We start from the raw sequence: 12074 nt of genomic DNA, 5'->3' as shown, positions 1-12074 counted from the left end.
GCCATGAAGGAGCATGATGTGCTCGCCAGGACTCTGGCGATCCTCGGCACGGTACTGGTGGTGCTGCCGCTGATCGCGCCGTTTGCGCTGGGCCTGATCGTGATGGGCCGTCCCGGGGGCTTTCGGTTGGACTACCTGATGCCGTTCGAGGTCTACCCCGTCACGATCGTTGGCATGGCTTTGCTCGTGTGGGCGTCGTTCCGGGCACGTGCACGCAAGGGGGCGGTGGGTATCGCCATCGCCGTCATGTTGGGCGGGCTGGTTCTCGCCGGCGTCGCCGCGCAGGTCACCGGAATCGCCAACTCGGAAGAACAGCTCGAGACGTGGAGATACGCGCTGACGATCGCCTTGGGCGCGGTCTCCCTGCTCGGTCAGGTCGCCCTCATCGTTGAGGGCTCACTGCTGACGCGCGACCTGTTCCGGGCACGCGGGGATGCCGCCACGCCTCTGACACCGGCGACGGGCTAGTGGCCACGCGCTGATCTGGCGAAGCACCGAGCGATCACACTCCTAGCGAGCGTCGCTGAATGACGTCTACTGCTTGATCATCGCCTAGCCGGCGTTCACGATCACCGGCAACTTGCCCTTCCAGTCGTCCCACGTCTTCGGGTTCGAAGCCAACTCGCACATGAAGCGCGCGACGTTGGCCATGTTGGTGTTGCCCGGCTTGAAGAGGCTATCCACCAGCCCCTCGTGCAGCGTGTACTCCGATACGTCGCCCTCCAACAGCGTGTCTGGACGGACCGCCACCCACTGGACGACCGGACTGGCGGTCCCGATGTCACGAAGGAGGAAGTCCGCAGCATGCTGGTTGTCCTTGGCCGGAGGGACCAGGGTACGGATCGCCCACAAGAACGCCTTCTCGAACATCCCGCGACGTGTGTCGAGACCCCCCGGGCGATTGACCGAGACACTACTCATGAGGATGAACTTGACCGGCTCAGCGGGCTGCACGGCTTCGATGGCTCGGCACAGCCGCGCCGCGGCGCGCGTGACCAGGTCTCGCGGCGGGCCGAACACGCCCTTGAGACTTACGACATGGCCGAGGCACGAGATGACCGCGTCGCAGCCGCTGATATGGCTCTGCAGCGCCTCGTCGCTCAAGGCCAGCAGGTCCGCCTCGACCACCGTCAGGCGAGGATCGGCTGCCGTGCCTTCCGGAAGCCTGTCGGCGGATCGCACGATGGCTCGGACACCGACGCCACGGTCCAGAAGCTGCTGCAAGACACGCCCTCCGGTACGTCCGGTGCCGCCAACGAGAAGTACTGTCGTCATGATTCCTCCCCCGGGTAATGAAACACTTGGTCCAGCGGTACGCCGAACACGTGAGCGATCTGAAACGCCATCTCGAGCGACGGCGAATAGCGGCCCTGCTCGATCGCGATGATGGTCTGCCGCGTCACACCGGTACGGTCAGCGAGCTCCGCCTGAGTCATCTCCTCGGCAGCGAACCTGAGCGCCCGAATGCTGTTGGTCACCTTCGTCGGCTTCACCATGGCTAGAAGCCTCTCCGGTAGGCGACAAGCTTGACCGCCGAGGAAACGACCGCCGCAACAGCGAACGTCAGATACAGCGCGTTCGCGATCCAGAAGTGCTCGTATTCCAGCATTGTCAGCGCCAGCACCCCGACCACACCCGCGGACGTGACGTAGTAGCCGACGAGTTCGCCGCGCTGGTTGATGTGGACATCCCGCTCGTCCTTCTTGTCGATCTCGTCGATCGAGCCGCTTCCGGTGATTTCGGCCATGATACTGGTACCGATCGCCATCAGGATTGCGCCGATGATTGACAGGACGATCGACGCGCCGATGGCGATGAGCAGTGGCCGCTGGTATGCGATATCAGCGATGGGCGCGTGATCCAACCGCTCAAGAATGACTGTGAAGTAGACTGCGGGAACGACGGCCGCAATCACCGCGTACACCCATGTTGTCTTCTCTTCGAATGACATTGCTGCCTCCTAGATGTCAGGAATGTTCGACATCTAGGACTGTAAAGCGCTTCAGACATGGTGTCAAGTATTTTTTACTCTCCGAGGCGCAGAAGGAGAGATTCGTGCTCGAGGGCGACCCCGCCGAAGCGGTCAGGCCGTGTCTTGGCGTCCCTGCGCCTGCAGTTTCGCCCAGGTGTCCTTGAGCGTGAGCGTTCGGTTGAACACCAACGCGCCAGCCGCTGAATCGGGGTCGGCACAGAAGTAGCCGAGCCGCTCGAACTGCACGGTCTCGCCAACGGCAACATCGGCCAGCACGGACTCGACCCAGCAACCGCGCAGCACGGTCTCCGACTCGGGGTTCAGGTCGTCGAAGAGTTCGCGACCGTCGGTCCCCGGATAGGCGCTGCTGAAGAGGTGATCGTAGAGACGAACCTCTGCGGGCACTACGTGAGAGGCCGACACCCAGTGCAGGGTGGCCTTCACCTTGCGGCCGTCAGGCGCTGCGCCACCACGGGTGGCCGGATCGTACGTGCACCGCAGCTCGATGACGTTGCCGTCTGCGTCCTTCACGACATCGTTGCAGGTGACGAAATACGCCGAGCGCAGCCGCACCTCACGGCCCGGAGCAAGGCGGAAGAACTTCTTTGGCGGGTCTTCCATGAAGTCGTCGCGCTCGATCCACAGCTCCCGCGAGAAGGGCACCTGCCGCGTGCCGGCGGCGGGGTCCTCCGGGTTGTTGACGACCTCCATCTCCTCGGTCTGCCCCTCGGGGTAGTTCTCGATGACGACCTTCAGGGGATCGAGGACGGCGAAGCGACGCAGCGACGTGCGGTTGAGTACGTTCCGTGCTGCGTGTTCGAGCATCTGGACCTCGACCACGCTGTCGGACCTCGCCACGCCGATCATGTCGGCGAAGTCGCGCATGCCCTCGGCAGGGAATCCGCGGCGGCGAATGCCCGAGAGCGTCGGCATCCGCGGGTCGTCCCATCCGCGTACGTGCGCCTCGTTGACGAGCCGCAGCAGCACGCGCTTGGAGAGCACCGTGTGCGTGAGATTGAGGCGCGCGAACTCGTACTGGTGCGGCCGCGAGGGCACGGGCAGGTTCTCGACGAACCAGTCGTAGAGCGGCCGGTGGTCCTGGAACTCGAGGGTGCAGACGGAGTGCGTGATGCCCTCGATGGCGTCGGACTGACCATGTGCGAAGTCGTACGACGGGTAGATGCACCACGCATCGCCGGTGCGTGGGTGCGCGGCGTGCACGATCCGGTACATCACCGGGTCGCGGAAGTTGATGTTGCCCGAGGACATGTCGATCTTCGCACGCAGCACGCGCGACCCATCCGGGAACTCACCGGCACGCATGCGCTCGAAGAGGTCGAGGCTCTCCTCGGCAGGTCGATCTCGCCAGGGGCTGTCCGTGCCGGGCTCGGTGAGCGTGCCGCGGTGCTGGCGGATCTCATCGGCGGAGAGGTCGTCGACGTAGGCCTTTCCCTCGCGAATGAGGTGGATGGCCCACTCGTAGAGCTGCTCGAAGTAGTCCGAGGCGAAGTACAGGTGCTCGCCCCAGTCGAACCCGAGCCAGCGGACGTCGGTCTCGATGGAGTCGATGTACTCCTGCTCTTCCTTCACCGGGTTCGTGTCGTCGAAGCGCAGGTGGCAGCGCCCGCCGAACTCGGCTGCGATACCGAAGTTCAGGCAGATCGACTTCGCGTGGCCGATGTGGAGGTAGCCGTTGGGCTCCGGAGGGAAGCGTGTGACGACGCTCTCGATCCGGCCTTCACGCAGGTCAGCGCCGACGATCTCGCGGACGAAATCGCTGCGCTCGGGTGATGATGCAGTCTCGTTGTCCATGGGGGCGAAGATAGCACAGAAGCTCCCGGGCGTGCCTACCAGGCGCTTTCGGAACGAGTCGTCCGTGCTCATCCGCCGTAGCACCCCCACACAACGCATGCACATCGATCTCACAAACACCGTCGAGATTCATCCGTTCGGCGGATAGTGGGCGTGCGCGGCGTGGGTATGCTTGGTGTGTACGAGTGCAGTTCTGGCACACCCTGGAAGTGACGATGAGGACGGTGATTGGCGTGAAGCGCAAGACGCTAGGCATCATCGTCGTGCTGGCCCTCCTGCTCACGAGCCTGACGGCTGTTTCTGCCGGCGCGACACTCGCGGATCGTGGGGGGGTCCGCAGCATCGTTGTGTTCAAGCCGGGCGCGAACGCGCCTGCCGGGGAGGCGATCGGGCGACTCGGTGGCGTGAAGCTGAGGTCGTTGCCACTCGTGAACGGCGCAGTGTTCATGCTGCCCGAGGTGGCGGCCGAGCGTGCGGTTCGAGGGCTGACAGGTGTTGAGTACGTCGAGCGTGACGCCCTCGTCTACGCAGTCAAGAAGCCGACGCCCGCACCTGCCGCGGAGATCGTGCCGGCCAACATGTACCAGATCGAGGCCGACCAGGTGTGGGACGAGAACACCGGTGACGGGGTCAAGGTCGCCATCGTCGACACCGGGATCGACGTCAAGCACTCCGATCTCACTGTCGCCGGGGGCGTAAGCGAGGTCGTCTACACGGGTAGTTACGCGGACGACAACGGTCACGGAACGCACGTGGCCGGAATCGTGGCCGCGCTCGACAACACCATCGGCGTGGTCGGCGTCGGGTCCGACATCGACCTGTACGCCGTGAAGGTACTGAACCGCAAGGGGTCTGGCTACACCTCCGACATCATTGCGGGGCTCGAATGGTGCAACAACAACGACATAGACGTCGTCAACATGAGCCTTGGCTCCTCGGTGTACGTGCAGTCTTTCCAGGACGCATGCACGACCCTCTATGAGAGTGGAACGGTCATCGTGGCGGCAGCCGGCAACACCGGGACACTGCAGAGCTTCTACCCTGCTGCCTACGCCGGTGTCGTCGGAGTCGGCGCAGTGGATTCCGTCAACGCGATAGCATCCTTCAGCACGTACGGCCCCCACGTGGATCTGGTGGCGCCGGGCGTGAACATCTACTCGACATACAAGGGCGACAGGTACGCGACGATGTCCGGCACGTCGATGGCCGCGCCGCACGTGGCCGGCGTCGCAGCCCTCGTGATCAAGGCCGATACGGACGGCTGGGACCCGGACGAGATCGTCTCGCATCTGCAGTCCAGCGCGCTCGATCTGGGCTCGGCCGACAAAGACGTCTTGTACGGTTATGGCCTCGTCCAGGCCGCGGACGCGGTCCTGCAGTAGTCTGCGACAAGACAACGGGCCGGCACTCCAGGAGTGCTGGCCCGTTGCGTTCGTCCTGGCGGAGAGGGGGGATTCGAACCCCCGAGACGGGGGATACCCGCCTAACGGTTTTCGAGGGGGATCGTCGGTACGGATTCACACATCTGCTCGGTTGAGCCAAGCTGCACGAGCGAAATGCCAAGAGCCCAACTTCAGTCCTTCACAAGGTGGGCAAACTGATCTCTCTCGCGCACGAGCACGTCTTCCCCGTGCCTCGAAGCGAACTCAACGTCAGCTAGGTTGACGGCCAGCAGCAAGAAAGGACCAGCAGAGTAGGGCGCTGTCCTTTCCTCTCGGGCCAACCGATCACTCTCCAGGGCTTCGGCTGCCTTCAGCCCGAAGCCAAGAGACGCCTCCACTTGGTCCATCGTGGCGTATCCGTGACAGGCGAGCTCAGAGGCAATACCTGCAACAATCGCGGCGTCGGTCACCCTGCGGGCGGAGAGCCGAAGCGACAAGTACTCGGTGAGCGAGAGTGTGTTGACCCCAACCGCCGCGAGGTCCGCCTCGGCGATTGCCCGCTCCCAGTCTTCCCGCAAAGCATCGCTGGCGTTCGCCACATCGTCCAAGGCTTCGTCTGCCATGTAGTACCCGGCGCTGACGGCTGCGAGCTTGCGCCGGAGTTCGGGGGGCAACTCCTGGTCGGACCTGTACGCGAGCCCGTGTGCGACGACGGCCCAGGCATCCATGGCCGCGGACCGGATTTGGAGTTCTCCGACCATGCCTTTGAAATCGTCGTAGTGAGGTCCCTTGTAGTGATCGCGCAACCGAAATGTCAGGTGGATGGCTTGGTAGTCGAAGTTCTCGGGTGTGGGCAGCTCGTTGACTTTGTCGTCGATCTTTATGACGTCGAGGCATGAAGCCATGGCGGCCTTGACGGTCTCGATGTCGCGCTTCAGGTATGTGACCACCCTGAGTCCAACGATGTCATCAAAGGCATCGAGGGGGTCGCTCACACCCTTCCTCTCGGCCTTCTCGATGATGGACTTCAACTCCTTGACCCGGGACTCGACGCGAAGGTACTCCACTCTGGAGAGCCGCAACTCCCTGGCCACTACGAACACTGTCGACTCACGAAACCCCTCTAGCAGCGGTAGTCGCTTCTCGTAGTCAGTTCGTATCCTCCTCGGCTGCACGTTCACTGCCGCTACTCCTTGTAGTCGTCAAGCGACGAGGCAATCGAGCCTTCGACCACGTTCACGTAGTTCCAGAGGGAGAGCACCAGCGCTGCGTCAGCAGTGCCACACCAAGCGCCATCCGCGGTGCGCCGATACACCTCCACAAGAGTCTGAGGTATGTCTTGCATGGTTTCGAGCAGGCCACCGTCCGCGAGGATGTCCACCTGCGAAAGGATTGCCGCCATTTTGGGGGGCTCGAACAGTGCCCTAAGCTGCACCTCTTGCGAACTGAAGAATGCAAGGGTAGGAAGTCCGTACACTGCTGCGAGAGTAAGAATCTGGTTCACGTGGTGACGCGCATTCTTGAGGAGCTCGTTGAACCCTGGCACCGTCCCACGAACTAGCTCAGTCATCTCCTGGAATTTGCCTTCCAACCAAGATATGTAGCGGGTCTCGTCGGTCGCGGTCGCGTCCCACTCTTCAAGACAGTCGTAGCAGAACATACACAGTGACCGGAGCAGGTATTCCGTACCGCGGTCCCACACACGGGGAACCTTGATCCAGGCGGTCCAGATTGCCCGAAGATACAGGTCTCTGTTGCGCTGGAAGCAGATGTTGTAGTCGAACCACTGGGCGTACAGCTCTTCCATCCAGGTGTCGAAATGGAGTGGGTACACCGTCATGAAGTCCCCAAGGCACTCGCGCATATGGTCTTCAAGATCCTCGAATGTCGCACGGTGGAGGTTCTTGAAGTCAGACAAGCCGTACCATGCGTGTGCAACCTCGTGCCCGATACGCCACCACTCCTCGCCCGGACGATAGCAGACCGTCTGCGGATAGGAGATTGTCCCATCAAGGTACGCCGGCGAATACGAGCCTCCGAACACCACGTTGAACCTGGGTACCGTCGGTCGGCCGTCCTCCTTGAGCGCGAGCAGTAGCTCGAAGGGACAAGCCGCGGCGGCAGCCGCCAACCTCGCGTCAGCGCCCGTCAGAGAGAATGGTCCGAGCAGACCACTGCCAGTGATGCTGCTATCGTCCGACTGGCCAGACCGTTGGACTAGCGATAGCTCAAGGTTGCGCAGGGCGCGCAGGAGCCTGATGCGGAAGCCGACGCGTCTACCGGGCACTGCGCCCGGATCCTCGGCCTGAATCTCCTCAAGGAGGAGCTGGAAGGACGCCACCTGCTCAACCCCAAGCGAGCCGAGCCCGAAATCCCTGGATAGAACCGCCAGGGTCGAGCCCATAGAAACGGCTGCGTTGGCTGTCTCCACGTCCGTGCATGGAATCGCCGCCAGTTCATCGGCAAGCGCTTCAGCCGCAGCCGACAAGAGCGACTCCGTGGCGATCGGCGGACTGCTCGCCCCTTGCGCAAGAGGGCTTACGACCTCGGTCGACGTATCCACCAGGCCGCTGTCAGCGAACTGCTTCCGGAAGTCAGAAATCTCTCCCATCAATTGCTCTGCCGAAACCCCATCTCTCCGCACAAGGACATCGCGGTCACCGTAGACGTTCGATAGCTCGCCCCGTGATGACCAGTAGTCCGCCACTGTTGCTTCCGCGGCTGGACGAGAACGAACCCCGACCACACACGAAAGATCACCCTCGCATTGAGCTAGGAGAGTATCCGCGGTCGAGAAGAGCGGAATGGTAATAGTCGCGCTCAGGTTCGACGAAAGCGTCTGTCGCAAGTCGGTGACCTCACCAAGCAACGCACCAAGATCCCGACCGCCGCCCAGAACTGCAAGCTCATGCCAACCCAAGGTATGGAGGACTCGACTTGCGTACCCCCCTACCACTGACTCAACGGTTTCCATCTCGTCGGAGAGCTGCACGACTGTGCCCTTATGGGGGCGAAGTTTCGCGAGGGTGAGTGTCAGGCACGGTTGTGCGGCGAGCCAGTCAATCAGAGGCTCGGGATCCAGATCCGACTGGAAGCACCTGATGTCCCACCAGCCAAGCAGGTCACTCGGCAGAATCAGGTCAAAGCGTTCGTCCAGCAGACCAAGCGGCCTGAATGCCACGAGATCGAAGGTCCCGAGGGCTCGGAAACACAGGACTCCTGCCTCTAGCAGCCGCGCTTCCGCATCAGGCTCGTGCCCGGGCCTGATGCGGTACAAACCGATGTGGTATCCCGGAACGAGAAGCCGCATTTCATCCCCTGACCCCCAAGGCAAGGAGCCGAGGCAAGCCCCGACTCCGACAGCGCAAACCCCAACGTGAGGCTGGCTCAGCCGTGCAGCAGGCGTCGCGCTAGATCTAGCGACTCGCTAAGTGCCGTCCGGTTCTGCATCGCCGAATTCGCCGCATGCTCAAGAGCGCGCGAATCATCGAAGCACGACCCGTCACCGCCACTCGGTACGGTCGCACCAGCGCGATCACCACGCACCTCCTGTGTACTGAGGTCGGCGACCGTCCACTTGGCCCTGCGTATCACGCGAAGCCTCATGTTTCCCACACTCTCCTCCTGAATGCTGCGACAATCGAGTACTATACCATGGCCGACTAGTCAGGGAAGACACTCTCGACAGGAAGCTCGAACACAGCGGACAACTTCTCCTGGGTCAGCTCACTCACCGGCTCGCCCTTCTCTGCCCTAGCTACTGTCTGGGCGGTAAGACCGGCTCTGCGTGCAAGCTCGTTTCGGCTGATGCGCAGGCCTTTTCGGAGATCTCTCACCTTGCTGGTCATCAATTGATTCCGTTCCTAATTAGTCGATATCATACGAAATATTTCGCCATCTACATCAATAGCATACCCCTATTCACTCTTGCGGGAAACCTCCAAAGGTTGTGCGCTCCGCCGCGCTAGAGTCGAGAGCAACAGAACGCGAAACAGCGAGGTCAAGGTATTCGAAGTGAATCGGGAGGGCCTAGTAGATTGAGGCCGAGAGATGCTGGAAACACGGCACCCACCGTCGGCGCTAGACGCTACAATCGACTGGTGACTTGTCCTCGGCGATGTCTTGATCGTCATTGGTGATGGGGGCTCGGGTGACAGTCGTCGAGGCAATTGGCCTGGCTCTCTCAGCGGTGTCCGCGATCCCGTTGCTTGGCGGGCCGAATCCTGGCGAGGAGACTGAACGACGCATGCGTTCCGCCTACGACTTGGCATTGGCATCGCTCAATGAGTCGAATGCTAGTTGGGGGCTCATCGCGCCAGTCGACGAGTCGTTTCTCGCCCGTGAGGCGAATTGGCGGCTCCTGGTGGAAGAGGCTCTAGGCATTCGGGAGCCAACAATGCCGAGCGAGCTTGAGCTGTCGCGGTTCGACGGCCGCGACCCAGACGACGAGTCTCTTGCCATCGCGTTTCTGAACGCCTTCCGTGAGTCTCTCTCGCGAGACGCGGTCATGAGCACCCTCATTGCTGCCAAGCAGACGGCTTCAACGGTGGAGCGGACGCTCGGCCGTGAGCCAACACGACAATCGCTACTTGAGGGCCTCCTCTCGGGCTCCCAGCACCGAGTTGCCACGCGGCTGATTGCCGCGGGCGTAGCCCCCGAAGACGCGGCGCGACTCTCGGATGTTCTGCCTGTGCAGCGGTCACTGCCTGAGGGCACACTCGGCCCCGGTCACGTAGGCGTTCTAGTTGCCCCACTCGGTGCCGGCAAGTCGATTCTTGCGGAAAGCGTCTTTCAGCGGGCCGTCCGCGCTGCCATGTCGGAGGCGAAGGCCGTACCGGTATGGCTCGATTCGCGCACCCTGGCGCAAGCCGATCTACTTGACCAAGTGCGCAAACGAGTTGTCGCTATCGGGAACCCGCCTTCACCCGCATTGACCTTGATAGTCGACGGGCTCGACGAACTAGATCTTGGGAGTGCTGGACGCATTCTCGACGAATCGAGGGCACTCGCCGCGAGGATGCAGGCAGCCGTGCTCCTGACAACCAGGGCGACTTCGCTGGAGATCCGCCAGGGCGAGTCGGTGAGCCTCCAGCCTCTATCTGCTGAAAAGGCCCTGTCTCTGGCCTCGGTCGGCGCCGGACGGCCTCTTCGTGAGTGGGACCTTGCTCGCTGGCCCGAAAGCATCCGTGAAGCAGCGACGCTACCCTTGTTTGCGCTGCTGATCGGCCTCTGGCTCAGAACGAATCCGCACGCACCCACCACGACCGGAGAACTGGTTGAACATCTAGTGGTCCGAGCACTCAGGGACGGCTTGCGATCGTACGATGAGGCACAACGATGGCTGATGGTAATGGCTGTTGAATCGACCAAGCGGAGCGGACCTGCGGCGATTCGCGACCTTCCTCACACCGGCGACCTCACGCCACTGCTGGAGTCGGGCCTGGTCATTGCCGACAACGGCAGCGTGCAGTTCGTATTGATGCTGCTACAGGAATGGTTCGCAGCGCGTGCGTTACTCGAGGGCGTGGTCTCCGTGGAGGAACTCCTTGGGGACCGCGACTGTCTCTCCCGCTGGCGCGGAGCTTTGCGCGCTCTGCTGAGCATGGCTCCGACCAGGTTCATCCACGACGTCTTGTGCGCAATCGTAGCCGTGGACCCGGGCCTTGTTGGCGATCTTGTCGAGTCCGGAACGCCTCAGTTCGCGACAGGGGCCGCAAGACCTCCGCTCCCGAGTTCCGAAGAGGCCGGTCTCTTCGTTCGTGAAGCCATGGTCGCCTTCCACGGATCGCTGGGACAGCTCGGCGACCTCATTGTTCCGGTGGACGCTAGCGGAGATGTGGCGGCCGTTGGCACCTACGTGGACGAGCCAATGCTCACTGTCGCCTGGCTCCGGAGCTCTCCTGACCAGCCCCGAGTGGTGGCCCTCGCCAAGGAGGACATCGGGTGGGGCGCACCCCGTCGTTTGCCGTGGATACACATGCGCAGCGCAGCGCCGAGCCCCAGCCCCGCATGGCCGTGGTCTTGGGCACACGGGGAGATTCGCGATGAGCTGACCGCCCTGCTCAGAGAAGGGTTACCTCTCGCTGCCGAAGGCCCAATCGCGAGAGAGGCCGCCTGGCTCGCCGCCAGGACTGTGCTTGGTCGAGACTGGACCGGTGAGCCGGTCAGCGTTGCAGAGCTCACGCGTACAATCGAGCGACTCAACCTGCCAGAGGACTGCCATTTCGTGGGCCCCACGGCCGGGCTGAAGCAGCCTCTGCTCGCCCTGATACCCCACCTTGCGGCGCTTACCGAGGCGGGCGAGGAGTTCCTCCAGGCGCCGTGGCCGCTTCCGGATGCCAGACCGGCTGGCTCCCCCTCTTGGGTCTGGAGCTTCTTCACGCACGAGCAGTTGCGTCTCCGCGTCGAGTCCGTGTACTCGGGTGCGCTGTCGTCATACGAGCAGTTGAGCACGGGGCTTCTTGCACCTCTCTCGCCGCACCTACGGAAGGCCACGCTCTTCCCGGTCGATCTCCGGTTCTTCCTGCGGACCTCCGAAGGTGGCTGGCCTGGTCCGGGCGGGACGTGGCATCTCCTCCCCATTCCCACCGAGAGCGAAAACCGAGTGACCGTCAGTATCGTTGACGAAGTGCCTGCGTTCGAGGATCTCGCCGCCGAGGCTCGCCAGGCTGCGGAGGACCGACCAGACCTTGCGAATGTCGCGCTCGGCGACGTGACGATGACGGTTCTGGATGTCTTCGGCAAGCGACCGATCACAGAGATCTGCTACCAGTGGCTGATGGACGACCTCGCGAAGGTCCACTGGACGAAAGGGCACACGAGAGTCGACTTGAACTAGAACGCGAGCGAGAGCGAGCAGTAGCCCGCTACAAAGCAGACGCCCGCCCCTCATCACGAGGAGCGGGCGT

At 62.6% G+C, this 12074-nt stretch carries 11 protein-coding genes; 3 read left to right on the top strand and 8 right to left on the bottom strand.

Annotation, left to right across the window (positions count from 1 at the left end):
* Window positions 1-3: 3 nt before the first annotated feature.
* Window positions 4-468: a hypothetical protein gene (locus Q8K99_11310; protein MDP2183142.1), complete on the top strand. Its 465-nt coding sequence runs from the start codon at window positions 4-6 to the stop codon at window positions 466-468.
* An 84-nt stretch (window positions 469-552) separates the two neighbouring features.
* On the opposite strand, the gene Q8K99_11305 is transcribed toward Q8K99_11310, so the two are convergent.
* The 4 genes from Q8K99_11305 to Q8K99_11290 form a co-directional block, all read right to left on the bottom strand.
* On the bottom strand, window positions 553-1275 hold the full coding sequence (locus tag Q8K99_11305; GenBank protein ID MDP2183141.1) for an SDR family oxidoreductase: 723 nt from the start codon (window positions 1273-1275) through the stop codon (window positions 553-555).
* Complete coding sequence (locus Q8K99_11300; protein MDP2183140.1) at window positions 1272-1496, bottom strand: helix-turn-helix transcriptional regulator; 225 nt, start codon at window positions 1494-1496, stop codon at window positions 1272-1274. Before Q8K99_11300 ends, Q8K99_11305 begins: the two co-directional genes overlap by 4 nt.
* A gap of 2 nt (window positions 1497-1498) precedes the next feature.
* The gene (locus Q8K99_11295; protein ID MDP2183139.1) at window positions 1499-1951 is read right to left on the bottom strand and encodes a hypothetical protein; all 453 of its coding nucleotides are present in this window, start codon (window positions 1949-1951) and stop codon (window positions 1499-1501) included.
* 132 nt (window positions 1952-2083) lie between these two features.
* Window positions 2084-3784, bottom strand: a complete 1701-nt coding sequence (locus tag Q8K99_11290; GenBank protein ID MDP2183138.1) for a glutamine--tRNA ligase/YqeY domain fusion protein — start codon at window positions 3782-3784, stop codon at window positions 2084-2086.
* Window positions 3785-3999: 215 nt separating this feature from the next.
* On the opposite strand from Q8K99_11290, the gene Q8K99_11285 reads away from it, so the two are divergent.
* Complete coding sequence (locus Q8K99_11285; GenBank protein MDP2183137.1) at window positions 4000-5166, top strand: S8 family peptidase; 1167 nt, start codon at window positions 4000-4002, stop codon at window positions 5164-5166.
* Window positions 5167-5357: 191 nt separating this feature from the next.
* Here Q8K99_11285 and Q8K99_11280 read toward each other — a convergent pair whose 3' ends face one another.
* The 4 genes from Q8K99_11280 to Q8K99_11265 all read right to left on the bottom strand — a co-directional run bounded on the left by Q8K99_11280 (window position 5358) and on the right by Q8K99_11265 (window position 9014).
* The gene (locus Q8K99_11280; protein ID MDP2183136.1) at window positions 5358-6347 is read right to left on the bottom strand and encodes a RelA/SpoT domain-containing protein; all 990 of its coding nucleotides are present in this window, start codon (window positions 6345-6347) and stop codon (window positions 5358-5360) included.
* Window positions 6348-6352: 5 nt separating this feature from the next.
* Window positions 6353-8476, bottom strand: a complete 2124-nt coding sequence (locus Q8K99_11275; protein ID MDP2183135.1) for a hypothetical protein — start codon at window positions 8474-8476, stop codon at window positions 6353-6355.
* A 77-nt stretch (window positions 8477-8553) separates the two neighbouring features.
* Window positions 8554-8772 carry a hypothetical protein gene (locus Q8K99_11270; protein ID MDP2183134.1) on the bottom strand — a complete coding sequence of 73 codons (219 nt, stop codon included), beginning with the start codon at window positions 8770-8772 and terminating at the stop codon, window positions 8554-8556.
* Between the two features lie 56 nt (window positions 8773-8828).
* Window positions 8829-9014 carry a helix-turn-helix domain-containing protein gene (locus Q8K99_11265; GenBank protein ID MDP2183133.1) on the bottom strand — a complete coding sequence of 62 codons (186 nt, stop codon included), beginning with the start codon at window positions 9012-9014 and terminating at the stop codon, window positions 8829-8831.
* A 302-nt stretch (window positions 9015-9316) separates the two neighbouring features.
* Here Q8K99_11265 and Q8K99_11260 point away from each other — a divergent pair, with 302 nt between their 5' ends.
* Window positions 9317-12004, top strand: a complete 2688-nt coding sequence (locus tag Q8K99_11260) for a hypothetical protein (protein MDP2183132.1) — start codon at window positions 9317-9319, stop codon at window positions 12002-12004.
* Window positions 12005-12074: the final 70 nt, after the last annotated feature.

The sequence above is a fragment of the Actinomycetota bacterium genome (assembly GCA_030682655.1).
Taxonomy (GTDB): domain Bacteria; phylum Actinomycetota; class Coriobacteriia; order Anaerosomatales; family JAUXNU01; genus JAUXNU01.
The sequence above is the reverse complement of the archived record's forward strand: the minus strand, read 5'-3'. Positions and strand labels throughout refer to the sequence as shown.

Coding starts and splice junctions, on each gene's coding strand:
- Q8K99_11310 (MDP2183142.1), top strand. CDS start 4: ATGAAGGAGCATGATGTGCTCGCCAGGACTCTGGCGATCCTCGGCACG.
- Q8K99_11270 (MDP2183134.1), bottom strand. CDS start 8,772: ATGAGGCTTCGCGTGATACGCAGGGCCAAGTGGACGGTCGCCGACCTC.
- Q8K99_11285 (MDP2183137.1), top strand. CDS start 4,000: ATGAGGACGGTGATTGGCGTGAAGCGCAAGACGCTAGGCATCATCGTC.
- Q8K99_11275 (MDP2183135.1), bottom strand. CDS start 8,476: ATGCGGCTTCTCGTTCCGGGATACCACATCGGTTTGTACCGCATCAGG.
- Q8K99_11290 (MDP2183138.1), bottom strand. CDS start 3,784: ATGGACAACGAGACTGCATCATCACCCGAGCGCAGCGATTTCGTCCGC.
- Q8K99_11295 (MDP2183139.1), bottom strand. CDS start 1,951: ATGTCATTCGAAGAGAAGACAACATGGGTGTACGCGGTGATTGCGGCC.
- Q8K99_11300 (MDP2183140.1), bottom strand. CDS start 1,496: ATGGTGAAGCCGACGAAGGTGACCAACAGCATTCGGGCGCTCAGGTTC.
- Q8K99_11265 (MDP2183133.1), bottom strand. CDS start 9,014: ATGACCAGCAAGGTGAGAGATCTCCGAAAAGGCCTGCGCATCAGCCGA.
- Q8K99_11305 (MDP2183141.1), bottom strand. CDS start 1,275: ATGACGACAGTACTTCTCGTTGGCGGCACCGGACGTACCGGAGGGCGT.